The following is a 25,855-nucleotide window of genomic DNA, read 5'->3' on the forward strand; positions in this document are numbered from 1 at the left end:
TCGCTATTCCTCTCACCAGTCTCCATTGGATGATGAGGTGCTCATTGAGCACCCACGCACACTTACTCTTCGCGGCTAAACAGAGCTTCAATAAATTGCTGCGTTTCAAACGGACGTAAATCGTCAATCCCTTCGCCAACCCCAATAAAGCGGATCGGAATTTCAAACTGATCGGCCAGCGCAAAAATAACGCCGCCTTTCGCCGTGCCATCCAGCTTGGTTAATGTGATCCCAGTCACCGGGGCCACTTCACTAAAGAGTTTGGCTTGGCTGATGGCGTTTTGCCCAGTAGCGGCATCTAACGTCAGCATCACTTCATGCGGCGCTGATTGATCAATTTTTTTCATGACGCGCACAATTTTACGCAACTCTTCCATGAGGTTGCTCTTGTTTTGCAAGCGACCAGCGGTATCGGCGATCACCACATCCACACCACGTGCTTTGGCGGCCTCAATCGCATCATAAATCACTGATGCGCTGTCTGCGCCAGTGTGCTGCGCAATTACTGGTACGTTGTTACGCTCGCCCCACACCTGCAACTGCTCAACAGCCGCCGCACGAAAAGTATCGCCCGCCGCTAAGATCACTTTTTTACCTTGAGCTTGAAACTGTTTGGCCAACTTACCTATCGTGGTCGTTTTGCCTACACCGTTGACGCCGACCATTAAAATAACGTAGGGCGTTTTTTGGCTATCGATCACTAACGGTTGCTCTACTTTGGCCAAAATGTCGGCCATTTCGTCTTTCAGTAAACCGTAGAGTGCCTCTCCATCTTTCAACGCGTGGCGAGAGGCTTTTTCTGTTAGATTACTGATGATTTTGAGTGTGGTTTCCATCCCAACATCGGCAATCAGCAGTTGCTCTTCCAGCTCTTCAAACAGCTCATCATCAATTTTCTTGCCTTTAAACAGACCAAAGAAACCCGCACCAATATTGGCTTTGGTTCGGCTAAGGCTGCGTTTTAAGCGTGCGAAAAAACTCTCGCTGGGTTTTTCTTGCTCTTGAATTCGTGCTTCTGCTTCTGCTTCTGCTTCTGCTTCTGCTTCTGCTTCTGCTTCTGCTTCTGCTTCTGCTTCTGCTTCTGCTAGCGCAGTGTGTGGCTCTTCGATGGGTTGAGCAACTGCGGTCGTTTCTTGTTCTTGCTCAGCATCAACTGGTTCGATAAGCGTAGATGGCTCGAGCACTTGTTCCGTTTCAGTGGTTGATTTACTTGATTCTTCGTCACCAAAACCGAGCCAAGAGAGTAATCCACGTTTCTTTTTTTCCGTCATCTGGGGATATCCTAGATCTAACTAACTACGACCCTTTTCTTGAAGGATTATCCCTCGTAAGAAAAAGAAAAATGACAAAGCAGTGAAAAGTTTCCAATTAGATTGGTAAACTTTGTCATTATTGAAATTCAATGGCTATACCAAACCCGTTTCGGGTTGGCAGATTGGGTATAGTATCACTTTATTAGCGGTCAAAAAATCTATGGTAAGACGTCGCCAACAAAACTCATCACAAAATAAGCCTTCAACGGGCTTTGTTCGCATTATTAGTGGCTTATGGAGAGGTCGCAAACTGCCTGTTCATGATGCCCAAGGTCTGCGTCCCACGACGGATCGCGTCAAAGAAACTCTTTTTAACTGGTTAGCACAGGAGATCCCTGGTGCACACTGCTTAGATTTATTTGCAGGCTCTGGCAGCCTTGGGTTTGAAGCTGCCTCAAGGCAAGCACAAGCCGTGACGCTGATTGAGCTCAACCCGACGGCATTCAAACAGCTTGAACACAATATTGGTGCGCTCAACGCGACCAACTTACGAGCGATAAATAGTGATGCGCTGGCCTTTCTCAAGCAGCAAGGGACACCTCACCACGTGGTGTTCATCGACCCGCCTTTTCGCCAAGGCTTATTAAGCGAAGCCGTCTCGCTTTTAGAACAAAATGGCTGGCTTGCCGATGAAGCGCTGATTTATATTGAGACGGAAAAAGAATTGGCGCTAGAAGGCATCCCTGCTAATTGGCACCTGCACCGTGAGAAAAATGCAGGCCAAGTCAGTTATCGACTATTTGAGAGGAGCTCGGAATGAGAGTGTTACTGGTACTTGCAAAAGCGGCGATTGCTTTTGTTTGGTTGATTCTATTACTGAATATCTTCATGCCGTTCCCCGGTAAAGCGGCGATTGTACTTTATATTATGACGGCATTTTTGTTCATTATGCACGGACTACAAATGCTGATTTTTATCGGTGCGTTTGGTGACAAGATCAGCATGAGCCGTTGGGAAAAATGGTCGATTCTGGTATTTGGAGTCTTCGCACTGCTCGATATCCGCCGCAAACACATGATGTAAGTTAACGGTATAAAGAAAGCAACATAGGAAAAGCCGCTTCAAGTTCACACGATAGGCGGCTTTTTTATCCCCGAATCACAGCCCCATGTAGCTTTTTACGCCATTTAAGAACATTTGCGTTGAGATCATCACTAGCAATAATCCCATCAAACGCTCGACCGCTTTTAAACCGCGTTCACCAAGCACTTTGTGGAAGAAACCGTAGAACATCAAAATGATGAAAGTGGCGCCCCACGCGAGCAGTACAGAGGCTGACAGCTCAAGGAGTTTGTCAGGGTGCTGAGTCGAAAGAAGCAGTAAGGCCGCAATCACTGAAGGACCCGCGATCATCGGAATTGCCATCGGTACGATAAAGGGCTCTTCCCCCGCAGCTAATCCAGTAATGCTACCTGCACTAGGGAAAATCATTTTAATCGAGATGATGAAGAGAATGATACCGCCAGAAATGCTGAGAGTTTCCGGTTGCACGTGCAAAAAACCCATGATGTTTTTGCCAGCAAACAAGAACAGCATCAAAATGATCAACGCAAAACAGAGTTCGCGCACAAGCACAACACGGCGACGTTTGGGATCAAGGTGTTTTAAGATGGAGAGCATGACCGGCAGGTTGCCAAGCGGGTCCATGATCAAAAAAAGCATGGTCGCCGCCGATAAAATATCCATCTATCACTACTCACATCAATTTAAAGTGGCCGCAGTATATCAGCCCCATCATGAGATTTCGATGATCCTGAAAGTAACGATATAGATAAAGCGATAATGTTTACAAGGCCACCGAGGCAGAGATTAACGCTTGCGCTAATAAATAGCTGCCAGAAATAAGATAGCGCCCACAAGGCAATGGCCTGCGGTAATCGTGAATGGCTAACAAACTGGCCGAGAGCATCAACACCAGACAGCCAACAAACCCGGCAAAGGCAGGCACTGTTTGCGTCTGCAGCCACAACTCTCCCGCTGCCCACGCCAACTGAACTAACATCATACCCATAATGGTTACGGGAAAGATCAAAGTGTCAATTTGCGGCAGCAATAGGAAAAAAGCCACAATACTGGTCGCAATCAAAAGGGCAGGTAGCCACCACACCATAGTGTCAGAAAGTTGCGCCCAGAAGGCTTTACTGTACATCAACTGTGCGACAAGAAAGCTAGCAAAACAGAGTTTTGAGTAGCGTTGCAACAGATGCAATGTGTCCGCGATTGCGGAAATAAGCAGACCGAGCGTGACCCATAAGATAGGAGAAGTGAGCTGCGTGGTATGGTTTAGAACTATCGCCACCAATAACAGCATACTGAGTGTTTTAAACATTACCGCTTGCTTGATTTTGTTACTTTCAACAGCCGAAATACTAATGAATCCAGACAAAGCAACGGAGAGCCAACTCCACATCTCATTTCCCCTTTAAAAATCTGCGGTCAGTGTAGGCATGTCATCATTGAAGTCCAGCAGATGAACGCAAAAATTGGATCTTGCTAGCGAATCGGAACGTTGGCTTTATTCAGCAACAAAGAGTGCGAAAACAATCAAAGCTCACTCTTTACTCACTAACCCTCACTTTCAATCACCACAACGACACCCAGAGACATTCCACTCATTTACAATACACAAACAAAGAAAAACCAACAAAAAACGACACGAAAACAGAAACTATAAAAATAAAAATAAAAATAAAAACAATGATTTATGCAAAAAACCAAAAGAAAAACTAGAACTTAAAGCCTCTAATAAAAAAACAGCAACAACTGACTTACTAACTAGCAAAAAAACTGGTTTAACCAATTTTATTTGCGAGAACATCTCATTATTAAATTAATTTTTCTCGAAAAATGAGAATTCACCAAACTCTGACAATGATAAGCCACCTAAGATAGTAAAACCAAAAAAAACCATACAAGCAACATCACATTAACCTAATAAAATTAAACAAATTCAACGAATTAAATAAATACAGATTAAAACAACACCAAGAAGAACATTATATAAACACACCAAAACAAGCACTAAACATTGCCAATATTCCCTGAATATTATGATGTTAAGGTGTTATTTTGGATACTTCATCAAATTGAGGTTGATCAACTAAACAAAGTAGTGCTATTCTCATATTCATAGAATGAAACCACAGAATAAAGGAGCAGTGTTATGATTTCTTCATCTCAAAAACAGGGACTTGTAATGATCGCGGTTATCGTAGGCCTAATGACACTGCCAATGATGTACTAAGTATCTAATTCCCAATAAAAAAGAGGACACCTTCGTGTCCTCTTTTTTTATCTAACGATTGAGTAAAACAACCTAATACCATTTATGGCATTGTGACGTGTTTCGATAGGGCTTCCCAATGAAGATAGTAAAAAAGAAGCGCCGCTAACGTGATTAAGGTCATTAATGAAATGGCTACGCGCCAAATAAAACGACCGCTGCGCGGAGTCAGCTCCTTCTCACATTCATCACACACACGAAGAAATGCTTTGCGATCTTCTAACTGATAGTTATCTTCATGCACAACTTTGTTACGAATAGTGGCAATAAACCTCAGCTTGCCCACCACATCATGTGGTAAACGCTCTTCACAGCTGGTCACCAATTGATGTAACCCCTTCCCCTCAGCGTGATATTGCTCTCTCAACAAGCTTTCCAATCGACGCGTTCGCAAAACCACTTTCTCAATATCTGACATTATCGCCCTCCTGTGCCAACTCTGGTGGCGCTCCATCTATTTTTATCATACTTCCCCACGAGATAGTTGAGCATTTTTGCTCGCTAACCTGCCGAGGAAATGTGATATCCGCTGGAAAAAAAACCGTCAAACCAATCAAACTCACGCTTTAGTAGCAAGTAACACTCCTTTGCCATATGTTGCACGCTAAAATGTCGCCTTCATCGCTAAGGAGTTCACCATGCCGCTTTCATTACTTATCGTTGTCGCTTTGTTAGTTATCTCTGCTATTTGGGTATTTAGCTATTTCTATCGTCGCCATGTGCAAGGTGAAAACGCCCCCGAACGCACTGCTAATGTCACGATTATCGACAAGCAAGCCATCGTCATCCCTCATGCTCGCCCTGGGGAAGAGGATCAGGAGTTCTGGATTTACGTCCAAAAAGGCAAACTTGGCCCAAAGCGGGAATTTCAAGTCGGCGTGCATTATTACCATGCACTTAACCCAGGCGACCAAGGAATGCTGACTTATTGCGGACACAAGTTTCTACACTTTGCACTCAAGCGTTAAGGTAATAACCAACGTGTTTTTGCAGAGCGAGCAACCCATATACTAACCGCCAGAGATCCTGCGCCGCTTACGAGAATCCATAACGGGATCACCCATGCGGGATTCCCTTGATCCCACCCATACTCTTTTACAGGCCATAGAAAGATGGGATGTAATAAATAGATGCCTAAGCTGTGCTGGCTTATCACACTTACGACTTGCTTAGCACGAGCGGGCAATCTCTCAGCAAAATATCGACACACTATAAATATCATGCTGGCGGCTAACACAACGTTCAGTGTTTTATAAGAGAGCCAGCGACCAATCGTATACTCACCCGCTGCAACACTGTGGCTGACCACCATCCATACCGTCGTCAATAGTGCCAGACAGCCAAGCAGAATCGCCATACATAGCGTTACCCGCTTGAGTGGCACCTTCTGATAAAGCAAGTAACCCAACGGTAAATAACCAGCAAACAGCCATAGCTCATTGCTCCAAGGGCCATCAATACCACATAAAAATAAGGTGGTCGTCAGCAGCCACACGGCAACTAATGCGTACAGCGCTTTATCATCAACTCTTCGGACCAGCAGTTGTAGAAAAGGGATCACAAAATAAAGTGGGATAAAGTAATAAAAAAAACCTAAATGGTAATACGTTGCGTGGTGCGTACTGTTACTCAGCACCGCCTTTGCAACTTGCCCATCAAATCCACTCGCACTCCAGCCGGACAAATAAGTATAGAAGAGCGACCAAACGATAAATGGCAGCAAAACTTTGCCAAGACGTCGCTGAACATAATAACGCGCATCAAAAGGGCGACGATCACTGAGCATTAAGGCTCCAGTGATCAATATAAAGACTGGCACAGCCCAACGGCTTACACTATTGATGCCAACCGCAACCACCCACTGCTCAAAAGGAATATCGCCGAGTTGCTGCCGATAGGGGGCCAACACATGAATACCGATCACCGCTACAGCCGCCAAACAGCGCAATAAATCAAAAAAAAATAACTCGTTTGGTCATAGTGCCTATCCACAGTGTTTTAAGGTTTCTACTATAAAGTTGAAATAGTTGGCTATGTAATCCGCAAGTCAGTTATCGGTAAAGGATCACTAACGCCATTATAATTAATAGCTAATACCTATCGAATAAATCAATCAAAACGAATTTATTTTGTTCACTTCAAGGTGCAATCTAATGCTTAACAAGAGAAATCACTTATCCATGACAACGAGGTGAACACATGACAATAAATTTGATCGGTTTAGATACCAACCAAAGCCAACAACTTGCACAAGCGTTAAACCAATTATTGGCTAACTACCAAGTGTTTTATATGAATACTCGTGGTTACCATTGGAATATCAAAGGAAAAGAGTTCTTTGAACTGCATGCAAAATTTGAAGAGATTTACACTGACATACAGGTCAAAATTGATGAGTTAGCGGAACGAGTTTTGACTTTAGGTTATCAACCGTTGCATAGCTTCAGCGCCTATTTAGCAACAGCACAAGTGTCAGAACACACTAACGCAACTAATGGTCAAGAAACCATGCAAGGATTGGTTAAGGGATTCAGTGTATTGATCCACCAGCAACGAGAAATTCTTGAAATTGCAACGCAGGCGGGAGATGAAGGCACTTCAGCACTGATGAGTGACTACATCCGCGAACAAGAGAAACTGGTATGGATGCTGAATGCTTGGCTGCAATAAACCCCAAGTTTGGCAAACCGCCGTCGCTCATGACGGCGGTTTTTATATTCGCACGAAATTTATTACAGCAAACGATGAATATCTTGACTCCAGCGCTGCGCCGCCGAAAGCTCATCACTGACTTGATTTAATTCAAGCCCTAGCAGATCACAATGGCTTTCCACTCCTTGCCAGTCCGCTTGCTCAAAACACTCCTCAAGTGCCAACAGCTCGCCAATGGGTCCTTCACGCTTTTGCAGTGCTAGTTTGACCACGTCACACAAGGGTAACTGCGCAACCAGCTCTTCAATTGAAATATCCAGTAAGGCATCTAACACAGAAAAAAGACCAATTAAAAAAGCTTGCTCGCGATGTTGACGAAATGAAGGATGCCCAGACATTAATTGGCAAAATTGAGCACGTTGCAAAGAGAGGTTATACAACTCTTTCGGCTTTTTAGCTGAGACAAATGAAGCAACGGCTAATGATACAAAGGTTTTGAGCTTGTCTTGACCAAGATAGACCAAGGCTTGACGAAAAGAGGAAATTGGCACGGATAAGCGATCAGACATAGTGTTGACGAATCTGAGCAACTTGTATGAGAGCGCTACATCTTGCGCGACAATGTATTCAATCCGTTCAAAATCAGCATTTGGCTTACAAACTTCTCGAAACAGCTCTAAGGCGATAATCTGCTCTGGTCCAACATAACGCTGCTTGATCATTTCTGGTTTACTAAAGAAATAACCTTGGAAAAAGCTAAAACCGGCATTACGTGTCACGGTGAACTGGTGATCCGTTTCAACTCGCTCCGCTAAATAACGGCGCTTACTGCCTTCCGCTAAACGCTGACGTACAAACTCGCAAGCGTGATCTAAGCCCAGCGCCATAATATCGAGCTTGACGATGTGCACATAACTCAGAAAGCGTTCCCATTCTGGCGCATACACAAAGTCATCCAGCGCCACCAGATAGCCACGCCGATACAACTCTTTAATCGCCTCAAGCAGTTCATCCGTCGGCTCACAGGTTTCGAGCACTTCCACCACAATTTGTTCTCGCGGCAACGTTAAAGGCAGACGGCGAATTAAACTCTTGTAGGGAAAATTAATAAAACAACGTGATTTGGGAATATTGGGATTGATCCCCACCGCAAGAAAGTTTTCGACGATCAAGCGATACGTGGCTCGATTCGACTCAATGTGCGCTGGAAACGCATTTTTTTCCCCATCACGAAAGAGCAATTCATAGCCAAGCGTATGCTGCTTGGCATTTAAGATCGGTTGTCGTGCGACATAAGAATAATGCATTAGTGATTAACAACTAATAATTGAGACATAGTCATCTTAGGACTTCGCCACTGCCAGTAGCGCTCCACAACCAATAAACATCGAGCCAAATACTCGGTTAATCTTACTCATGACACTCTCTGAACGAATAAAGCGCCCCATTCGCGCGGCTAAGGAGGTGTAACCAAGCATCACAATCGAATCAATGGTTACAGTGGTCACGCCTAACACCAGCAATTGAATGAACTGATCTTGGGTTGGGTCAATAAATTGTGGAAAAAGCGCCACCAGAAAGACAATGGATTTAGGATTTGTCAGGTTTATCAACACCGCTCGACGCAATAAAGACCAACTCGTTTGCATTTGAGCCGTTGCATTGGTCATCATACTTGAACGATCGCGCCATTTTTGAACACCTAACCACACCAGATACGCAGCACCAACCCACTTAATCACACTAAATGCCATGGCTGATTGTGCCACTAAGGCACCAATTCCGGCTCCCACCAACATGATGTGAAAAGCCAAACCCAATTGTAAACCCACAATCGCGGCTAGTGATTTACGCGTACCGTAGCTAAGGCCATTGCTGATGGAATTGACCGTACCTGAACCCGGCGCCAAACTAAACAGTATCGCGGTCACCACATAGGCAAGCCAAACATGAGTATCCATTGCAATTCCTCTCAACTAGACTAATCTAGCCTAAAAATGAACTATTCCTCGAATCTGTCCAATAAGAATAATCTATGAATCAGACGAGTCCAAACTCCCCACCTTATACTCAAGAGTCTTTCTTTGAGCAAGTGATCAATACCACGATTGCCGATTTCTGGCACTCCAGAGAAGAAGGTTTTATCAAATCTGCTGATAAAACAAAACTTTATTGGTGCAAACTTACCTCGCCTCAACACTCAAAGGCGATCTTCGTCGTCAACGGACGAATTGAATCTTGCTGGAAATATCAGGAGCTATTTTATGATTTTTTCCAACAAGGTTATGATATTTATTCTTTTGATCACCGTGGCCAAGGGCTTTCTGATCGATTAATCGACGATCCACAAATCGGCCATGTCGGTGAATTTGATGACTACATTTTAGACATGCAGCGTGTCATTGAGCACTTTGACTTAAGCCATTATGCACAACGTTTTCTCGTCGCTCATTCGATGGGTGGTGCCATTGCGACCCGGTATGTACAAACATACCCTCAACACCCATTTGCGGCTATGGTGCTCAGCGCGCCAATGTTTGGTGTCAACATGCCATGGCAATTACGTCCTATCGCTATGACACTGAGCCAAGTGCTGACGGCGATGTATAGCAAACCAACCTATGCGCCAGGCTATCAAGCCTATTCTGCAAAGCCTTTTGAGATCAACCCATTAAGTCAAAGTCAGGTGCGTTACCAATGGTTTCGAGACCTGTACCAACGCAAACCCGAATTGCAAGTTGGCGGCCCTAGCACGCGCTGGGTATGGCAAGGGCTCATGGCAGCGAAGCTGTGTCAACTGATGACTCGTCAAGTGAAGTTACCAACACTCATCTTGCAAGCAGGACAGGATGAAATTGTCAGTAATGCGGATCAAATCCGCTTTGTCACTAAGCTGGCGAAAACCAATCCATCTAGCAAGCTAGTCATCATTGAAGGAGCAAAACATGAGCTCTTTTTTGAAAAGGATTGCTATCGAAACCAAGCACTTGATGAGCTATTTAAGCAATTCCAATCTCTTGAGAACACGGTTTAATCACGGTGTTAGAACTGAGCAAATAGAGGAAATTTCAATTGAGAGTTTTACCCTCTTTTTCCTCTTTAAGATGGCGTAAACTAAGCCACACCAAAGTTTCTCCACCATCTGCGATCTGCAAACCAAATCGACCATGATAATGAGGGTTTTATGACCACCGAATGTAAAGAGCACGCGATTCATATCGTGGCGTCCGATCTCGACGGTACACTACTTGCGCCAAACCACCAATTGAGCGAATTCACCAAGCAAACGTTACAAGCACTTCACCAAAAAGGCTTTACTTTCATCTTCGCTACCGGTCGCCATCACGTTGATGTGGCGGGTATTCGCCAGTTAGCGGGCATTCCAGCCTACATGATTACTTCCAATGGCGCGCGCGTTCACGATCAACATGACAACCTGATGTACAGTAAAAATGTACCGCAAGAATTGGTACAGCCAGTCATTGACGTGTTTAAGCAAAACCCTGATATTTTTGTTCACATCTATCAAGATGAATCGTGGTTATTGAATAAAGAAGATGAAACGCTGCGTGATTTCCACGAAGAATCCGGCTTTAGCTACCAAGTATTTGATGTCAATAACGCACCTACCGAGGGCGTCGCCAAAATATTCTTCACCCACCCAGCGCAAGATCATGAGTTATTAGCTCAGTTTGAAGAACGCTTAAACGATATTTTTGGCGACAAACTGAACGTCGCCTTCTCAACACCTTGGTGTTTGGAAGTGATGGCAGCAGAAGTGTCGAAAGGGGATGCGCTCAAAGCCGTTGCAGAATCATTAAACCTGACCCTAGATAACTGTATTGCGTTTGGCGATGGTATGAACGATGTGGAAATGCTGTCGATGGCTGGTAAAGGCTTGGTGATGGGCACATCGCATCAAAAAGTATTCAATGCACTGCCTAATAACACCGTGATTGGTAGCAATGCAGAAGACGCCGTGGCTCACTATTTGCGTGAACATTTATTGTAACAGCAGCCTGCAGTAACGCGCGGTCACAAAAAAACAGCGCCATTTGAGCGCTGTTTTTTTGTTCATAACGGCTTCGCGATTTATCTCTGATTCTTGTCCGCGGGTTGTTAAATTCACACCCATCAGTTCAATTTGCCAGCGCCTTTGTGCCATAATCTAGCCTCGTTGCATTGCCCAAAAAGAGTCTGCTATGAAAGTGCTTCACTGTTCCGCGCTGTTATTGACCACATTAATGCTGCAAGCCTGTGCGACACACAACGCATCACAGCCACCAGCCGTACCGATGGCGAGTTTGGATAAATCCAGCTCAATCAAAGCACAGCCCTTTATTATGCGTGGAGAAGTCGTGGTAGGTCATGAGGCGCAAACCTTTACACCTTGTGGTAGCAATCAACAATATTGGCTAGCACTGACGCCACAGCAGACTCAGCAAGCCTTGAGTTTGGCTCGCGCGCCTTATCAGCCTTTGTATGGAGAACTCATTGGTACTTTATCAGCGCCAAGCCGCACAGGCTTCGATGCCGATTCCAGCGCACGTTTCAACGTGACCAGCACCAATATGCTCAGTGCTGAAAATCCTCAACGCTGCAATCAACCACTCAAACCGACACGCGCTTTTGGCAACGAACCATCATGGTCGATCCACTTTGAAGGGAAAAACCTTAACTTTCAAACCATCAGCGGTGAAACTCAAACATTCGCTATCACAAAAAGTCAGCTATCTGAAACCAAGCGCGAGTACCAAATGAATCAAGGTTCGCTGCTCCTCACACAAAAAATGTGCAGTGACGGGATGAGTGACTCGCTGTACGGCTGGAGTTCCACCTTGAAGGTCGGTGAGAAAAGCTATCAGGGGTGTGCCACCTTAGGTAATAGTGATGCGACGCTTCCATGGGTTGGGGCTTATCATGCTACTTCGAGCCAAAATAGGGATTTCACGATTCGTTTGCAACTGAATGCGGATCATACCGCTAGCACTCATTATGACTACAACGATGGTCAGCCATCGACCGTTGAAAAGGGGTTTTGGCAACCATTAAACCTAAATCAGATCCAAGTTGTCATGACGCGCCACCAGCAACAATATCTGCTTTCTGAACGTATCTTTACTCGCACTGGTTACCAACTGAAAGCAGAAAAAGAGAAGGTGGGCGATGTTCTCTACCCTATCGCCAATGGCGGTTTAACGTTATTTTCTGAAAATATCGAGACACCATAAGTGACCAGACCGTGCCCTTGTCCAGTTTGCCATTTTAGCTATCAATGCCTCTGTTCACTGCAACCAACACTGGATAGCCAACTGCGCATTGCACTACTGATGCATGAAAATGAACCGCATCGAGCGACCAATACTGGCAAGCTGCTGCTGCGTAGCTTGCCCAATTCCTCTGTGTACATCTGGGACCGAGTCTCTACGGCGAAATTATTACAAAAGAGAATTCTGGATGAGAAGTTAAACGCGGTGGTTATTTTCCCTTCGACGCGCAGTCAATCGCTCACCGAATACCAATCTCTCTCAACGTCTGACACTCAAGAAATCGTGTTTATTATCCTGGATGGGACATGGCAAGAAGCCAAGAAGATGCTCAATAAGAGCCCTTGGTTATCCGATTTACCGCAGCTACACCTCACCCCAAATCAAATCTCTCAGTATGGATTAAGGCGAAATCAAGATGCTGGTCATTTATGCACGTTAGAAGTGGGCGTTGAGCTGCTCAACTCTCTCGGAGAAGCAAATAATGCGAGAGAGTTACGCGCTTTTTTCACTTACTATCTCAAGGCTTTTCAAGCGGATAAAAGCGGTCACGCCCTAAAGCTGCAGTAATGAATCCAGTTGATGGATTTCAATATCAGGCAACACTTTGGCCTGACGACTGGCGAGCAAGGTTTGGCCTTGATCGTTATACCAACAGGCTTGGAAACCATTGCATTTTGCGCCTTGCACATCGGTTATCAGATGATCACCAACGTGTAAAATCGAGGCTGCAGGTAACTGTAATGCAGCCTGCGCTTTGTCAAAAAGATCCGGATACGGCTTAGCCAAGCCATCGGGACCCGCTTTAAAAATTTGTTGAAAATAATGCCCCAAGCCAATTTTGTGCGGGTCAACATTGCCGTTGGTAATCGCTACTAACGGCATGCGCTTTGCCAGTTCGGTCATCACGCGGTGCGTCTTCTCTGGCACCGTGATTAAGTGACGTAACCGCAACACTTCTTCAATGGCATTCTGCGCAGCCTGTAAAGCAAGTTGCGGCGAATAGCCTAATTGAATTAAGCCTTGTTCTATCTGCTTAAATCGCCACTGAGTGACATCATGACCGAGCAGTGGCTCTTGCAGCGCCAGTTGCTGTTTAAGTTGCTGCCACCAACTTATCGGACGCGTCGCGGAAAGCGGATGATGAGTATGCAGCCACACGACCATTTGCTGCTCAACATGACGGATCACTGGATGGTTGTCATAAAGCGTGTCGTCCAAATCAAAGCTCATCGCTTTAATGAGGCCGATATTGCGATAAAAGTGCATGCGTTACTCGCTCTGTTTCTTTTTACGTGCTCTTGGGTGCGCTTGGTCATAGGCCTGCGCAAGATGTTGAAAGTCCAAATGAGTATAAATTTGCGTCGTCGAAATATTCTCATGACCCAGCAACTCTTGGACAGCACGTAAATTATTGCTCGATTCAAGCATGTGAGTCGCAAAAGAGTGGCGCAGTTTATGTGGGCTAATATGGCTAGCCACCGCCTGCTTTTGCCCCCACTCGGCCATGCGTTTTTGTACGTTGCGATGCGAAATACGAACACCCAGTTTTGAAACAAACAAGCTTTGCTCATCAGCGTTCGCAAACTGCGTTCGTATTTTCAACCAATGCGCCACCCATTCTTTGGCTTGGCCTGCAAAAGGCACCTTACGTTCTTTGTCCCCTTTACCCACCACACGAATCTCGCCGCGGCTAAAGCTCAGGTCTTTTACGTTAATGCTGACGAGCTCCGCTAAACGCAACCCAGCACCATACATCAGTTCCATTATGGCTCGATCGCGCACTGACAGCGGATCATCATCCTTGACTTCGAGTAGTTGCGCGACTTCATCCACATCTAAGTTTTTCGGTAACGGGCGTTTTTTACGCGGTGCTGCAACGCCTTTGGCCGGGTTAGCCGTCAATTCACCACGCAAGATCAAGAAATCAAAAAAACTGCGCAATGAAGAGAGACGCGTCGCTAAACTGCTGGCTTTCATCCCTTCACGCATCCCTTTGCTCGCCAGCTGTCGCACCCAAGCGGCATCGACTTGTTGCCATTGATTCAGCCCCATCTGCACTAAATGCTGCGCCATGGTTTCCAGCTGTTGTTTGTAATTGCGTTGGGTGTGCAAGCTCAACCCTTTCTCGCTCCGCAGATATTCATAGAAGCGAGTTAAGGGCTGCTGTAAGCCGTTAGGCAGAGGTGTGGCTGATTCGGTCATGCTCAATCGGTTGCCAAGGTAGAGTCTCAATTAAATGAGAGAGAACTAACGCCAAATGACGTAAAAAGAGGGTATCCATGCTCGGTTGAAAATGGCCGCCATCTTCACTTGCAAACGCTAACACGCCTTGTGATGAGCGCTTACCTAATGGTAGCACCACATACGAACCCATTTCTGGCGCAGCGGTTTGTTCACCAAATAACGCTTGGCGATCCAACTTTTTCATACGCCCTAAATAAGCATTTTTGCCATTAAAATGGTTAGTTGCAAAACGCTGCCATTGCTCTTGGGTCAATTGATAATCAGTTTCAGGCGAGGCCAGTAAACGGATATACGCCACCAAACCTAAGGTTTGCGCTTTGTTTTCTATTGCCTTGCATACTTGCGGCATTGAATGACATTTTAAGATCTGCTCTTGCAGATCCATAAATTCGTGGAAAGTGCGGTCATTATTGGCCGCTAATGACATAAAGGCTGTGATCTCTTCCTCTAACTCTTCAATTCGCTGACGCTGACGATTCAGTTGTACATGCACTAAAGAGACCGCACCTTGTTGATGGTGCGGCAAGGAGAGCCTGTCAACCAGCTCTGAACGCTGGAGGAAAAAATCTGGGTGATCTCGTAAATATTCAGCCACAACTTCGGCTGTGAGTGCATCCGCTTCAACGTGTGACAAAACGATTCCTTATCTTACTTAACCCTAACAAGAGACTTGACCATCAAACACATGAGTCGCAGGGCCTGTCATATAGAGTGGCTTACCCGGCCCTTGCCAGTGGATCTCTAACGAGCCACCAGGTAAGTGTACTGTCACCTCTTCCGCCAATAACCCTTGAAGAATACCAACGGCAACCGCGCCACACGCACCACTGCCACACGCTTGAGTTTCACCCGCGCCACGTTCATAAACACGTAGCTTCACTTCATTGCGATTCAGCACTTGCATGAAGCCTGCGTTAACACGCTCTGGAAAACGCTCATGAGATTCAAGCAGTGGACCCAAAATTTCAACCTCAGCGGTTGTCACATCCTCCACCACTGTCACCACATGCGGATTGCCCATACTCACCGCCCCGCAGAACAAGGTTTTCTCTTCAACGCGCATGATGTAGGTTTTCTCTGCCTGTTTGGCTCGAAATGGAATCTTATTAGGCTCAAATTCTGGTATGCCCATGTTGACGGTGATTTGATCATCCTCTTCAACATTTAAAACCATTTTGCCTTTTTTAGTCGTGACTCCAATGCTGTACTTATTGGTCAGCCCTTTCATCCGCACAAAGCGAGCAAAGCAACGTGCGCCGTTGCCACATTGTTCAACTTCGCTGCCATCGGCATTAAAAATACGGTAGTGAAAATCACTTTCCGGATCATACGGCGCTTCAACCACTAATAGCTGATCAAACCCCACGCCAGTATGACGATCCGCCAAGCGGCGGATCAAATCAGGGGAGAAGAAGACGTTTTGTGTAATGCAATCAACGACCATGAAGTCATTACCCAAACCGTGCATTTTAGAAAAATGGAAATGCATAATGCTTCAATTTACTCCGGCAGAATACGCTCTAATGCCCATAGGCTCGATAGTGCTTCACGCTGACGAACAAGGTGGGTTTGTGCACCATCCACCATCACTTCCGCCACGCGAGTACGTGTATTATAGTTCGAAGACATCACAAAACCGTAAGCTCCTGCTGAGCGAACCGCCAGTAGATCTCCCTCATCCAAGACCAATGAACGATCTTTACCCAAGAAGTCACCGGTTTCACAAATAGGCCCAACCAAGTCATAGGTTAGCGCTTCACCTTGGCGCGGCACAACAGGAACAATATCTTGCCAAGCTTGATAAAGCGCTGGACGCATCAAATCGTTCATCGCCGCATCAATAATGGCAAAGTTTTTGTGTTCGGTATGTTTGAGAAACTCTACTTTCGTCAACAACACGCCCGCGTTAGCCGCAATAGCACGTCCCGGTTCAAAAATCAGTTCGAGATCTTGATGGTTACTCAAACGCGCCAACAAGGCTTTGGCATAATCGGAAGGCTGCGGGGGTAACTCATCGCGATACACCACACCTAAACCACCACCAACATCCAAATGTTTAATGGTGATCCCTTCCTCTTTAAGCTGATCAATTAACGCAAGTAAACGATCGGTTGCATCAATAAAAGGGGCAATGGCGGTCAGTTGAGAGCCAATGTGGCAATCAATACCGTGAATGCTGAGATTCTCTAGGCTTTGTGCCAAGCGATAAACATCCAGTGCACGGTCAAAAGCAATACCAAACTTATTGTCACGCAAACCGGTTGAAATATAAGGGTGGGTTTGTGCATCCACATCAGGGTTGATGCGCAGTGAAATCGGTGCTTTGACACCCAGCTCGCCAGCCACTTTATTTAAACGTGCTAATTCAGGCTCTGATTCAACGTTAAAGCATTTAATCTTGAGCTCCAACGCGCGTTTCATTTCCGCTTCCGTTTTACCGACGCCAGAAAATACCACTTTCGCCGGGTCACCACCCGCCACCACAACACGCTCTAGCTCTCCTGCCGAAACAATATCAAAACCTGACCCTAAACGCGCCAACGTGTTTAATACGCCTAAGTTTGAGTTAGCCTTCACCGCATAACACACCAGATGAGGGTGTTCGCCTACCGACTTATCAAAAGCATGCCAGTGACGCTCTAAAGTAGCGCGAGAATAGACATACAAAGGTGTGCCGTATTGCTCAGCCAACTCTGTTAATGCGACATTTTCAGCCCAAAGCTGACCATCGTCCTGATAATTGAAGTAATCCAAAATTCGTTTCCTTTAAGCTAAATCAATGACTATGGCTGAGGTTGTTCACTCTGCTCAGGCTCTGCTGGCATGTATAACGGCCCGGTTTGACCACACCCTGCGAGAGCAAGGAGTGACAACATAAAAAGTGCAGCGATTGATTTTTTCATTTTGCATGTCGTGATTATTGAGTCAATGCCCCCTATAATCGCACCACAATCAGGAAAAGCAATAGGATAGACAGGATGAACGATACTGAATTTCACCAACTTGTCGATGAGCAGCTAGAAATCATTGAACAAGCAATAGACAACGCAGGTGCCGACATTGATTACGAAACCTCAGGCAATGTGATGACGTTAGAATTTGATGACCGCAGCCAAATTATTATTAACCGCCAAGAGCCAATGCATGAAATTTGGCTGGCATCAAAGTCAGGCGGTTTCCATTTCAAACTGATCGACCAAAACTGGATTTGTTCAAAAACAGGGCTGGAATTGATTGCGATGGTGAAACAAGAATGTGAAAAACACGCTGGCGAAACGATCGACTGGGTGTAAAGCAACAACGCCAAGTGACAGATGTGTGACTTGGCGCTACCGAACTAAGCGTTGACCGCTTTTGAAGGACGAGAATAGAGCGCGGAATCGTTACGATAAGGGACAATATAACTCTCCCCTTCTTCTGGGTGGACGATTTGATAATACTGCGGCAGATTGAAGTTAATAAGTTTAGCGGAGAGTGGGTTACCGTCGCGCACTGAGGTATAAAAGCTGTTGACGTTGGTGATCATCTCATCTTTTTCGCCGCTGAACTGGTGATAGACTTCAATTTGGTTCGACTCATCCAACACATAAATGTTGAAGCCTTTATCGGTATCTTCAAAGAAAAACTGCACCAAGCCTTCACTAGCAAAACCATCGACGATTTCCGGCAGTTGATAATCTTGATCGCGATCGAGCATTAACAGCGGTGAACCTTTCAATTTGTTGGTTGAAATACTGCGGTAAAAATCTACCGAGTTTTCCAACTTCTGTACCGAAACCCCTCGCCGCTCAAAAAACAGGCCATACATTTGATCGCCAATGCGTAACGCTTTAAAACGGCGACGTTTCTCTTGCTCTACCGGTTTCAAACGCAAATCGATACATTCCGCCAGCAACTGGTACACCATGTTGCGCATCACGCCACGCAGACTTTTGCTGTAACAAAATACATCGACAGACTCTGGCGGTAGCGCATCTTGGTGCATTTTGCCAAGCACGGTTTTCAACGCGTCGAGCATCGCCGTTTCGCCAGTAAAATGGAGAGTCCGTACTTCATGCCACGAGTTGCGATACACTAGATCGACACTACCGACTAAGCTTTTTTGCTCAGATCCGAAACTGAAAATATCTATATTTTTCAAATCAATTTTGAGCGATTTACCGCTTAATTCCGCAGTAGGATCATTTTCAAAGTTGATGAACATCGCCAGTTGGCTGATTTCACAAGGGCTCGCTAAGGCCTGCATGGTCGGCCGCCGCTTACGCAACGAGAAGGTATTACGCAAATCGCTAACCATTTGATAGAACTTATCAATATCCAACTGTGCGTCACGTACTACTGAATGCAAATGAGTTGATTCCGTGATCAAACCATTAAAGAAGGCCCAAGAGACCAGCTTACTGAGGTATTCATTATGCTCAAGGAAAGGTTGGCCAATCATACGATGGGCAACCAGAGGCTGTTTATACAGATACCAGCCCGCCTTATTGGTTCGCCCTTCTCGAACTTGAATGAACGAGAGATCCGGCTCGTGCAGATCTGGCGAGATTTGTGGATTAAGTAGTGTGACTTTACCCGGCAACACCTCAAACACCGCATACAACTTACGTGCGAGGATTGAAATATCTTGTGGGCTAATGGCCGAGGTGATGTCATTACGGCGTGCAAACTGGATCAGGTTTCGATAGCTCAGCATCAACGCATCTAACAACGCATGATGGACAACTTTAACTTGTTCGACTTTCCAATTACGGCGATTGTCTAATTCTTGAACAACAGATTCCGACCAATTCCATTGCTGAATCATGTGGCTTAATGCTTCTCGACGCCATGCCACTGAGCCTAAGCTCGGCTCACGGGATAACTTTTCATGCGTTTTGAGATAAAAACAACGACGCACCAGATCAAGACGGGCAGAATCACCAATACGTTCAAGGTAACGCGTCACTTTTTCAAGCATCAAATAGTAAGCATCCATACTGTACAAATCAGGTTCATGAGTAAAAAACCGTCGTTTGGTATCAATGCTTAATAATTGCGTGTGTGGGTACTCCCACGAATACGCCTCAAGCAGAATCGCTTTTAACACTGACTTGTAAGGCGAGTCGATGCTTTTATAAAGCTGCCAAAGGTTTGCGCCGAAATACTCTTCAGCAGGAATGCGGTTCAACTTACCAAAATCGATCCATTCACTGCAATTAATGTAATCATTGCTGCACAATTCGTGCACGTATTCGTCGTAGCACTCTTCCATTTCAGGAGGCACGATTTGCCACAGTAAACGCTTGCCTGCCAACCGAACAGCAGAGCGATAGAACTCGTCTAATAGCAGAAGATGTTGTGATGAACCGCAGTTTTCGCCTGTCATCTGCTCAGAATGATTACTGCGAAAACGTAGCTCATCCATCAAGAAAAAGTTGGCTTCCACCCCTTGGCTCTTTGCCCAATCAGTGATCAACAAACATTTATTGCTTAAGCTTTCCCGCTCATCACAGCTCATACTCGATGCTACACATACCCAAATATCTAAGTCACTCGAGGTGCTTTGACCGATCGACGAGGTACTGCCCATGGTATACAGAGCAAGAATAGCGGGGGTGTCTGCGGTCGGTAAGGGTTGACCTAAGGTGAGTTCTGTATCTTCAACCAGCTGACGTTGGATGTCGTTAGGCTCAAAACCATAGACACCATAAGGGACTTTTGCATCGTAGTAGCCGGGAATAATCGGGTGATTGAAGTGCAGTAATGCAGGAATGAAATGAAATACACGTTGACTTTGCAAATCCATAAGCGCCAGCGCACGCTCGGTACGTTGCTGGTTGAGATTGTCTAATCGTTGAATTAACGTCTTGGTGTAAGCCTGCAAGGTTGATTCCTTGGTTGAAACATTAACACGCGCTTTGATTATATTTTATTCTAAAGCACCAAAAAAACGTGATCAATCTAACATTTTCTTTCCATTTGGTAAAGCCCTCTCGATGCATATCACACTCAGGCAGAGCATGCCTACAATGCACTCCAATGACCTTGGCTATAGTGTCGTAGCTATTTACACTTTGTCGTAATAGCTCATTATATAAACGAGATATAAATCACACAATTTTGACCAATTTATGCTATCTCTTCATCAATCCTTCACAGCGACGATCTAGTAGTAAACCTTTCATAGCGGGAATGATAGGATTAAACCATCCATTACCTACACTCGGGATTATCATGACTCACGCAACACCCATTCGAATCGCCACACGTAAAAGCCCGCTCGCCCTTTGGCAAGCTTATTATGTTAAAGATGCGCTGCAAGCGGCTCATCCTGGCCTAGAAGTGGAATTAGTGACCATGGTAACCAAAGGCGACGTCATTTTAGATACGCCTTTAGCTAAAGTGGGTGGTAAGGGGCTTTTTGTCAAAGAGTTGGAAGTCGCTATGCTTGAAGGCCGTGCCGATTTGGCAGTGCATTCAATGAAAGATGTTCCCGTCGATTTCCCTCAAGGGCTTGGACTAGTGACGATTTGTGAACGCGAAGATCCACGTGATGCTTTCGTTTCAAACACCTATCAAAGCATTGAACAACTGCCTCAAGGTGCCATCGTCGGCACCTGCAGCCTACGTCGCCAATGCCAACTCAAAGCATATCGACCAGACCTTGTGATTAAAGAATTGCGTGGCAATGTCGGTACTCGTCTTGGAAAACTCGATGCAGGTGAATACGATGCGATTATTCTCGCCGCAGCAGGTTTAAAACGTTTGAAGCTTGAAGATCGCATTCGCAGCATTATTGAACCAGAACAATCGCTTCCTGCAGTAGGGCAAGGTGCAGTCGGGATTGAATGCCGTTTAGATGACGAACGTTTAAGAGCATTGCTTGCGCCACTCAACCATTCTGACACGGCTGATCGCGTGAAATGTGAACGAGCCATGAACCTAACATTAGAAGGCGGTTGCCAAGTACCTATCGGTAGCTACGCATTGCTCGATGGTGATCATATTTGGTTAAGAGCATTGGTCGGTGAGCCTGATGGTTCTAAGATTGTGCAAGGTGAGATTCGCGGCCACCGCTCCGATGCCGAGCAACTAGGAATCACGCTTGCCCATCAATTGCTCAATGATGGAGCGCGAGATATTCTGTCCAAACTCTACTGCGAGCACGAATAACGCATGACGGTGTTGGTCACTCGCCCCGAAAATCAAGGGATTGAACTTTGCCAACAATTAGCGGATCTCGGTATCCGCTCCGTTCACCATCCACTGATTCAGATTAATGCAGGAGCCGATCTCCCGTATTTACTCCCAGAACTTCAGCAATGCGACATTATTATTGCGGTTAGCCAAAACGCGGTGACGTTCAGTCATCAATTTTTGCAAGGTCACCGATATTTTTGGCCAAATGACGCCAGATACCTTGCCGTTGGTCAAAAAACCGCACATGTTTTCAGCAAATTAAGCCAACAAAAAGTACACTATCCGCAGATAAGTGACAGTGAACACCTGCTTGCCCTACCGCAGTTGCAATCAATATCGGGCCTTAAGGTGATGATTTTACGTGGTAATGGCGGACGTGAGCTCATCCACGACAGCTTAATCGAGCGTGGTGCTGATGTGGTGTATAAGGAAGTGTATCGACGCGATACGATCACCCTCTTTGCTGCCGAATCGATATCTCTGTGGCAGCAACAGCAAGTCACTCAGTTAGTTGTCACCAGCTCAGGTCAACTCAATTTTATGATGGATCAATTCTCTGATTCACAACGACTCTGGCTGCTAAATTTAGCTCTTTTTGTCCCAAGCGAGCGAATTCGACAAGAGGCGCTGCACATGGGATTTGGGTGCGTCACGAACGTGGGAAGCGCCTCCAATACAGAACTCGCGGCTAGTATTAGCCAATCTAGACAGGACTCTAAGCATGACAAGCAAAAATAATAACCCGCATATTGAACCTGAAAAAGCAGCCACACCTCCTCTGGTTACAGAAAAAGACGCAACGGATAACCTTGATTCACCAAAAAGTTACGTGCAGGATCCCACGTCTCAGCCTGAAGAAAAGAGTGATAAACGAGCAAAGCGCAGTATCAAACTTTCTGTTATTGCAATTAGCTTATCCATCATTTTCAGTGGTGGTATAGCCTATCAAATGCAGCAAAAAGACGCCTTTTACCAAGCCAAAATCAACGCATTGCAGACTCAATTAACACAAACCCAAAGTCAGCTCGCGGCTGAAATCAATCAAATAAAGCAAGAAACACAAGCCAAAGCGGACCAACTCACTCACAAAACTGACGTAGCCTTGAATCAACAGCAAAAAAGTATCGACAGCTTGCAACTGGCGATAGCTGATATCAAAGGCCGCCGTCCCAACGACTGGCTACTAGCAGAAGCTGACTACTTAGTGAAACTAGCAGGCCGTAAACTTTTTCTAGAACATGACATCGTCAGCGCGACCAAGCTAATGGAAAGCGCTGATCAGCGTATTGCTGAATTGAATGACCCAAGCTTAGTGCCGCTACGCAAAGCCATGGCGCGTGACATTACTCAGCTCAAAATCATCCCATTGATTGATCGTGAAGGGCTAGTGTTACGCTTAACAACCTTACAGCAACAAGTTGACACTCTACCGCTGGCCAATGCTATGTTGCCTGAAACTCAGCAGCAATCAGCACCACAAGTTTCCGAAAATATTAACGACTGGCAAAATAATCTCGTTAGCTCATTGAAAGACTTCTCGGAGAACTTCATTACCTTCCGCACTCGAGACGGTAATGCCATTCCGCTACTGTCACCTGAGCAGCACTTCTATCTAAAAGAAAATCTCAAAGCAAAATTAGAAACCGCCATCAAAGCCGTATACGCAGAACAACAAGAGATTTATACAACGGCACTGAGCACAGCAGATAAATGGTCAGCCAGCTTCTTTAATTCCGATGATCAGAGTGTGCAGCAGTTTAATCAAGCGCTATTGCAGCTCAGTAAACAAAATATACAAATGCAATATCCAGTTAAACTTGAAACTCAGCACGAACTCGCTGATGTCATCACTGAACGCCTACGCCGTGAAGTCTCTCCAATGAGCGTTACGGAGGATAAGTAATGTTTAGAGTCATCTTTCTTTTTGTAGTATTAGGGGCCGGTTTATTTGTCGGAACCCAATATGCTGGCCAGCAAGGTTATGTTCTTATCTCTATAGCTAATAGAACAATAGAGATGAGCGTGACCACCTTAGTGATCTTTGTGATTGCACTCCTCTCTGGATTATTTAGCTTAGAGTATCTCCTCAAAAAAGCATTCTACGCCAGTTCAAACACATTAAACTGGTTCAGCGTACGTAAGTTAAAGCGCTCTCGCCGTTATACCAATGAAGGTATCATTAAACTTCTAGAGGGAGACTGGAAGCAGGCAGAAAAGAAAGTCACTCGCTGGGCGAACCACCATGATATGCCGCTGCTCTGCTATCTTGTTGCATCGGAAGCCGCACAGGGAATGGGCGACAGAGCAAAACGAGATCACTATTTAGATCTCGCTAGTCAGCAAAGTAATGCAGGCCTAGCTGTTGAATTAACTCGTGCCAAACAGCAAGTACGAGAAGGAGAGTTTGAGCAGGCGCTAAGCACTCTATCAGCCTTACAAGCCACTCATCCGAATAACACCATCGTGCTCAACTTACTCAAGACAACATACGTACACCTAGAACAGTGGCAACCGCTGATTGAGCTTTTACCTAAGCTCCAAAAAGCAAAACAGATTAATGCGGACGAGAGCCAACAACTGAACCAAAAAGCACAATGCGGTTTACTAAAAAACGTGGTCCAGCAACAAGGTAGCGAAGGCTTAATCAATCATTGGGACAAGCTCCCAAGGAAAACCAAAAACGACGTCATTTTAACTCAATGCTTCATCGAGCAGTTGATCCAACGAAAAGCAGACTCGCAAGCATTTACCGTCATTAAAGAAACATTAAAAAAACATCCAATGCCAGCTCTGTATTCATTATTGGCAGAGCTCAATTTACCAGATAGATACCCAGCAATTTTGTTGTTACAAGAAGCCATTAATAAGGATAGTGGTAACGCCGAAGCACACAGCGCACTGGCTCAATTGTATATGAGAGAGCAGAAATGGGCAGAGGCGCAAAACCATTTGGAAAAAGCGTTATCGCTCCGTGCCAATGTATCTGATTACGCTTATCTTGCCGATAGCCTTGAAAAACAAAACTACCCTAAAGCCGCCGCAGAAGTCTCACGTAAGGCACTGACCATGATAGAGCATGTTTAAATGGCAATCTAAGCACCTAAAAATAACCTTATACCAATTAAAGAAAAGTACGATCTCATTAAGGCTATCTAGCTATTGTTAAATATCACGATGGATAGCCTTAATAGCACCGATTTTAAAACGCTGGCGAGCCAACAAAAACCATCCTAATTCTACTATTACCCGCTTGAACACCTGGGATTTCCTGGATAATTTCTTGATCAAAATGCCACTTGACTTAAGGCCGAGCACGGTACAAAACCTAGAGCGGTGAAGCCGCAGCGATTTGAATATGCGTATTTATTTGGGTCGGCTTGGGTCAGCATGCCCCTAAAAATGAATAGGTGAGGCCGTCGTTATAATAAATGGTGCTGGTAGGTATATAAGTGCAGTTTAGTCATGTCAGTGTCATCACGTTTCTTCCTACTCACCGCGCTAAATCCAATAGAGCAAGTATGCAGTTGGCTCACGCTAACCAACAAAGTTTTGCGGATCACGACGACATTATGTCTGAGGTGTTCAATGTGTAAAATTGTAAAATCGATTTTTGGAAAGTACAGATAGGGTGATCAAGATATGTTCGAGAGATTGAATTAAGCTATTAATTTTCCAGATTGGCATGTTGATATAAAACGAAAAAAACCGCTGTAAAAACAGCGGTTTTTTCTTTAAAAGTGGCGGAGAGATAGGGATTTGAACCCTAGGATAGCTATTAACCATCGCCGGTTTTCAAGACCGGTGCTTTAAACCACTCAGCCATCTCTCCACAAATTGTCACTAAAAATTAGTCTTACTTTGATAATGCTATATTTTTAGTTTTGCTTTCATATTTTTAATGATATGTAAGC

The 25,855-nt window shown here is 45.3% G+C and carries 29 protein-coding genes and 1 tRNA gene; 15 read left to right on the forward strand and 15 right to left on the reverse strand.

Going from position 1 to position 25,855, the window contains the following annotated elements; all coding sequences use genetic code 11:
• Positions 1-62: 62 nt before the first annotated feature.
• Positions 63-1,271 carry a signal recognition particle-docking protein FtsY gene (gene ftsY / locus NB504_RS17415; protein ID WP_258429465.1) on the reverse strand — a complete coding sequence of 403 codons (1,209 nt, stop codon included), beginning with the start codon at positions 1,269-1,271 and terminating at the stop codon, positions 63-65.
• Positions 1,272-1,473: 202 nt separating this feature from the next.
• Between ftsY and rsmD the strand changes: the two genes are divergently transcribed.
• Positions 1,474-2,073 (forward strand): 16S rRNA (guanine(966)-N(2))-methyltransferase RsmD, encoded by a 600-nt coding sequence (gene rsmD / locus NB504_RS17420; protein WP_258429483.1) that lies wholly within the window; start codon positions 1,474-1,476, stop codon positions 2,071-2,073.
• Positions 2,070-2,336 carry a DUF1145 domain-containing protein gene (locus NB504_RS17425; RefSeq protein ID WP_199868108.1) on the forward strand — a complete coding sequence of 89 codons (267 nt, stop codon included), beginning with the start codon at positions 2,070-2,072 and terminating at the stop codon, positions 2,334-2,336. Before rsmD ends, NB504_RS17425 begins: the two co-directional genes overlap by 4 nt.
• Before the next feature lie 75 nt (positions 2,337-2,411).
• Here the strand turns inward: NB504_RS17425 and NB504_RS17430 are convergent, their stop codons facing one another.
• Both NB504_RS17430 and NB504_RS17435 read right to left on the reverse strand, forming a co-directional pair.
• The gene (locus tag NB504_RS17430) at positions 2,412-2,999 is read right to left on the reverse strand and encodes a YhgN family NAAT transporter (protein ID WP_017048588.1); all 588 of its coding nucleotides are present in this window, start codon (positions 2,997-2,999) and stop codon (positions 2,412-2,414) included.
• 100 nt (positions 3,000-3,099) lie between these two features.
• On the reverse strand, positions 3,100-3,723 hold the full coding sequence (locus tag NB504_RS17435; RefSeq protein WP_013855503.1) for a lysoplasmalogenase: 624 nt from the start codon (positions 3,721-3,723) through the stop codon (positions 3,100-3,102).
• Between the two features lie 73 nt (positions 3,724-3,796).
• Between NB504_RS17435 and NB504_RS17440 the strand changes: the two genes are divergently transcribed.
• Entirely contained in the window at positions 3,797-4,147 is a 351-nt protein-coding gene (locus NB504_RS17440) for a hypothetical protein (RefSeq protein ID WP_258429466.1), read from the forward strand.
• 492 nt (positions 4,148-4,639) lie between these two features.
• Here the strand turns inward: NB504_RS17440 and NB504_RS17445 are convergent, their stop codons facing one another.
• Entirely contained in the window at positions 4,640-5,014 is a 375-nt protein-coding gene (locus NB504_RS17445) for a hypothetical protein (protein ID WP_026028288.1), read from the reverse strand.
• Between the two features lie 220 nt (positions 5,015-5,234).
• On the opposite strand from NB504_RS17445, the gene NB504_RS17450 reads away from it, so the two are divergent.
• Positions 5,235-5,564 (forward strand): DUF2500 domain-containing protein, encoded by a 330-nt coding sequence (locus tag NB504_RS17450; protein ID WP_017044543.1) that lies wholly within the window; start codon positions 5,235-5,237, stop codon positions 5,562-5,564.
• On the opposite strand, the gene NB504_RS17455 is transcribed toward NB504_RS17450, so the two are convergent.
• Positions 5,561-6,544 (reverse strand): acyltransferase, encoded by a 984-nt coding sequence (locus NB504_RS17455; protein WP_258429468.1) that lies wholly within the window; start codon positions 6,542-6,544, stop codon positions 5,561-5,563. The genes NB504_RS17450 and NB504_RS17455 overlap by 4 nt on opposite strands.
• Before the next feature lie 251 nt (positions 6,545-6,795).
• On the opposite strand from NB504_RS17455, the gene NB504_RS17460 reads away from it, so the two are divergent.
• The gene (locus NB504_RS17460) at positions 6,796-7,266 is read left to right on the forward strand and encodes a Dps family protein (protein ID WP_258429469.1); all 471 of its coding nucleotides are present in this window, start codon (positions 6,796-6,798) and stop codon (positions 7,264-7,266) included.
• Between the two features lie 62 nt (positions 7,267-7,328).
• Here NB504_RS17460 and NB504_RS17465 read toward each other — a convergent pair whose 3' ends face one another.
• Both NB504_RS17465 and rhtB read right to left on the reverse strand, forming a co-directional pair.
• A complete protein-coding gene (locus NB504_RS17465) occupies positions 7,329-8,555 on the reverse strand; it encodes an EAL and HDOD domain-containing protein (protein WP_013855508.1) in 1,227 nt (408 codons plus the stop codon).
• A 36-nt stretch (positions 8,556-8,591) separates the two neighbouring features.
• A complete protein-coding gene (gene rhtB / locus NB504_RS17470) occupies positions 8,592-9,209 on the reverse strand; it encodes a homoserine/homoserine lactone efflux protein (protein ID WP_026028289.1) in 618 nt (205 codons plus the stop codon).
• A gap of 74 nt (positions 9,210-9,283) precedes the next feature.
• On the opposite strand from rhtB, the gene NB504_RS17475 reads away from it, so the two are divergent.
• The 4 genes from NB504_RS17475 to NB504_RS17490 all read left to right on the forward strand — a co-directional run bounded on the left by NB504_RS17475 (position 9,284) and on the right by NB504_RS17490 (position 13,085).
• Positions 9,284-10,282, forward strand: coding sequence for an alpha/beta fold hydrolase (locus tag NB504_RS17475; RefSeq protein WP_026028809.1), 999 nt, complete (start codon positions 9,284-9,286; stop codon positions 10,280-10,282).
• 150 nt (positions 10,283-10,432) lie between these two features.
• Positions 10,433-11,260: a Cof-type HAD-IIB family hydrolase gene (locus NB504_RS17480; protein WP_013855511.1), complete on the forward strand. Its 828-nt coding sequence runs from the start codon at positions 10,433-10,435 to the stop codon at positions 11,258-11,260.
• Between the two features lie 190 nt (positions 11,261-11,450).
• Positions 11,451-12,479, forward strand: coding sequence for a COG3650 family protein (locus NB504_RS17485; protein WP_258429473.1), 1,029 nt, complete (start codon positions 11,451-11,453; stop codon positions 12,477-12,479).
• Complete coding sequence (locus NB504_RS17490; protein ID WP_258429474.1) at positions 12,480-13,085, forward strand: tRNA-uridine aminocarboxypropyltransferase; 606 nt, start codon at positions 12,480-12,482, stop codon at positions 13,083-13,085.
• Here the strand turns inward: NB504_RS17490 and yigB are convergent.
• Genes yigB through NB504_RS17520 form a run of 6 tightly spaced genes read right to left on the reverse strand, consistent with a single transcriptional unit; the run spans position 13,071 to position 17,761 of the window.
• On the reverse strand, positions 13,071-13,784 hold the full coding sequence (gene yigB, locus NB504_RS17495; protein WP_258429475.1) for a 5-amino-6-(5-phospho-D-ribitylamino)uracil phosphatase YigB: 714 nt from the start codon (positions 13,782-13,784) through the stop codon (positions 13,071-13,073). The two genes, NB504_RS17490 and yigB, sit on opposite strands and share 15 nt — an antisense overlap.
• A gap of 3 nt (positions 13,785-13,787) precedes the next feature.
• Positions 13,788-14,720: a tyrosine recombinase XerC gene (gene xerC / locus NB504_RS17500; RefSeq protein ID WP_094132036.1), complete on the reverse strand. Its 933-nt coding sequence runs from the start codon at positions 14,718-14,720 to the stop codon at positions 13,788-13,790.
• Complete coding sequence (locus NB504_RS17505; RefSeq protein WP_019281077.1) at positions 14,692-15,396, reverse strand: DUF484 family protein; 705 nt, start codon at positions 15,394-15,396, stop codon at positions 14,692-14,694. Before NB504_RS17505 ends, xerC begins: the two co-directional genes overlap by 29 nt.
• Before the next feature lie 24 nt (positions 15,397-15,420).
• Complete coding sequence (gene dapF, locus NB504_RS17510; protein ID WP_010319875.1) at positions 15,421-16,251, reverse strand: diaminopimelate epimerase; 831 nt, start codon at positions 16,249-16,251, stop codon at positions 15,421-15,423.
• Between the two features lie 11 nt (positions 16,252-16,262).
• Positions 16,263-17,516 carry a diaminopimelate decarboxylase gene (gene lysA, locus NB504_RS17515; protein WP_013855516.1) on the reverse strand — a complete coding sequence of 418 codons (1,254 nt, stop codon included), beginning with the start codon at positions 17,514-17,516 and terminating at the stop codon, positions 16,263-16,265.
• A 29-nt stretch (positions 17,517-17,545) separates the two neighbouring features.
• Positions 17,546-17,761, reverse strand: a complete 216-nt coding sequence (locus NB504_RS17520) for an LPS translocon maturation chaperone LptM (protein ID WP_170889752.1) — start codon at positions 17,759-17,761, stop codon at positions 17,546-17,548.
• On the opposite strand from NB504_RS17520, the gene cyaY reads away from it, so the two are divergent.
• A complete protein-coding gene (gene cyaY, locus NB504_RS17525; protein WP_017044535.1) occupies positions 17,741-18,055 on the forward strand; it encodes an iron donor protein CyaY in 315 nt (104 codons plus the stop codon). The two genes, NB504_RS17520 and cyaY, sit on opposite strands and share 21 nt — an antisense overlap.
• 44 nt (positions 18,056-18,099) lie before the next feature.
• Here cyaY and NB504_RS17530 read toward each other — a convergent pair whose 3' ends face one another.
• Complete coding sequence (locus tag NB504_RS17530; RefSeq protein ID WP_088728525.1) at positions 18,100-20,628, reverse strand: class I adenylate cyclase; 2,529 nt, start codon at positions 20,626-20,628, stop codon at positions 18,100-18,102.
• Between the two features lie 350 nt (positions 20,629-20,978).
• On the opposite strand from NB504_RS17530, the gene hemC reads away from it, so the two are divergent.
• The 5 genes from hemC (at position 20,979) to NB504_RS17555 (ending at position 25,537) form a co-directional block, all read left to right on the forward strand.
• Positions 20,979-21,917, forward strand: coding sequence for a hydroxymethylbilane synthase (gene hemC / locus NB504_RS17535; protein WP_026028808.1), 939 nt, complete (start codon positions 20,979-20,981; stop codon positions 21,915-21,917).
• A gap of 3 nt (positions 21,918-21,920) precedes the next feature.
• A complete protein-coding gene (locus NB504_RS17540) occupies positions 21,921-22,682 on the forward strand; it encodes a uroporphyrinogen-III synthase (protein WP_208892329.1) in 762 nt (253 codons plus the stop codon).
• Positions 22,666-23,847, forward strand: coding sequence for a uroporphyrinogen-III C-methyltransferase (locus NB504_RS17545; RefSeq protein ID WP_258429480.1), 1,182 nt, complete (start codon positions 22,666-22,668; stop codon positions 23,845-23,847). The genes NB504_RS17540 and NB504_RS17545 overlap by 17 nt, the downstream gene beginning before the upstream one ends.
• Entirely contained in the window at positions 23,847-25,028 is a 1,182-nt protein-coding gene (locus tag NB504_RS17550; RefSeq protein ID WP_258429481.1) for a heme biosynthesis protein HemY, read from the forward strand. The genes NB504_RS17545 and NB504_RS17550 overlap by 1 nt, the downstream gene beginning before the upstream one ends.
• A gap of 365 nt (positions 25,029-25,393) precedes the next feature.
• On the forward strand, positions 25,394-25,537 hold the full coding sequence (locus NB504_RS17555) for a hypothetical protein (RefSeq protein ID WP_258429482.1): 144 nt from the start codon (positions 25,394-25,396) through the stop codon (positions 25,535-25,537).
• Between the two features lie 145 nt (positions 25,538-25,682).
• On the opposite strand, the gene NB504_RS17560 is transcribed toward NB504_RS17555, so the two are convergent.
• Positions 25,683-25,773, reverse strand: a tRNA-Ser gene (locus NB504_RS17560).
• Positions 25,774-25,855: the final 82 nt, after the last annotated feature.

Source organism: Vibrio sp. RM-69-4, from assembly GCF_024743775.1.
GTDB lineage: Bacteria > Pseudomonadota > Gammaproteobacteria > Enterobacterales > Vibrionaceae > Vibrio > Vibrio anguillarum.

What these genes read in the sequence shown, in the direction of transcription:
- ftsY (WP_258429465.1), bottom strand. Translation starts at nt 1,271, where the DNA reads ATGACGGAAAAAAAGAAACGTGGATTACTCTCTTGGCTCGGTTTTGGT.
- rsmD (WP_258429483.1), top strand. Translation starts at nt 1,474, where the DNA reads ATGGTAAGACGTCGCCAACAAAACTCATCACAAAATAAGCCTTCAACG.
- NB504_RS17425 (WP_199868108.1), top strand. Translation starts at nt 2,070, where the DNA reads ATGAGAGTGTTACTGGTACTTGCAAAAGCGGCGATTGCTTTTGTTTGG.
- NB504_RS17430 (WP_017048588.1), bottom strand. Translation starts at nt 2,999, where the DNA reads ATGGATATTTTATCGGCGGCGACCATGCTTTTTTTGATCATGGACCCG.
- NB504_RS17435 (WP_013855503.1), bottom strand. Translation starts at nt 3,723, where the DNA reads ATGTGGAGTTGGCTCTCCGTTGCTTTGTCTGGATTCATTAGTATTTCG.
- NB504_RS17445 (WP_026028288.1), bottom strand. Translation starts at nt 5,014, where the DNA reads ATGTCAGATATTGAGAAAGTGGTTTTGCGAACGCGTCGATTGGAAAGC.
- NB504_RS17450 (WP_017044543.1), top strand. Translation starts at nt 5,235, where the DNA reads ATGCCGCTTTCATTACTTATCGTTGTCGCTTTGTTAGTTATCTCTGCT.
- NB504_RS17460 (WP_258429469.1), top strand. Translation starts at nt 6,796, where the DNA reads ATGACAATAAATTTGATCGGTTTAGATACCAACCAAAGCCAACAACTT.
- NB504_RS17465 (WP_013855508.1), bottom strand. Translation starts at nt 8,555, where the DNA reads ATGCATTATTCTTATGTCGCACGACAACCGATCTTAAATGCCAAGCAG.
- rhtB (WP_026028289.1), bottom strand. Translation starts at nt 9,209, where the DNA reads ATGGATACTCATGTTTGGCTTGCCTATGTGGTGACCGCGATACTGTTT.
- NB504_RS17475 (WP_026028809.1), top strand. Translation starts at nt 9,284, where the DNA reads ATGAATCAGACGAGTCCAAACTCCCCACCTTATACTCAAGAGTCTTTC.
- NB504_RS17480 (WP_013855511.1), top strand. Translation starts at nt 10,433, where the DNA reads ATGACCACCGAATGTAAAGAGCACGCGATTCATATCGTGGCGTCCGAT.
- NB504_RS17485 (WP_258429473.1), top strand. Translation starts at nt 11,451, where the DNA reads ATGAAAGTGCTTCACTGTTCCGCGCTGTTATTGACCACATTAATGCTG.
- yigB (WP_258429475.1), bottom strand. Translation starts at nt 13,784, where the DNA reads ATGCACTTTTATCGCAATATCGGCCTCATTAAAGCGATGAGCTTTGAT.
- xerC (WP_094132036.1), bottom strand. Translation starts at nt 14,720, where the DNA reads ATGACCGAATCAGCCACACCTCTGCCTAACGGCTTACAGCAGCCCTTA.
- dapF (WP_010319875.1), bottom strand. Translation starts at nt 16,251, where the DNA reads ATGCATTTCCATTTTTCTAAAATGCACGGTTTGGGTAATGACTTCATG.
- cyaY (WP_017044535.1), top strand. Translation starts at nt 17,741, where the DNA reads ATGAACGATACTGAATTTCACCAACTTGTCGATGAGCAGCTAGAAATC.
- hemC (WP_026028808.1), top strand. Translation starts at nt 20,979, where the DNA reads ATGACTCACGCAACACCCATTCGAATCGCCACACGTAAAAGCCCGCTC.
- NB504_RS17540 (WP_208892329.1), top strand. Translation starts at nt 21,921, where the DNA reads ATGACGGTGTTGGTCACTCGCCCCGAAAATCAAGGGATTGAACTTTGC.
- NB504_RS17545 (WP_258429480.1), top strand. Translation starts at nt 22,666, where the DNA reads ATGACAAGCAAAAATAATAACCCGCATATTGAACCTGAAAAAGCAGCC.
- NB504_RS17550 (WP_258429481.1), top strand. Translation starts at nt 23,847, where the DNA reads ATGTTTAGAGTCATCTTTCTTTTTGTAGTATTAGGGGCCGGTTTATTT.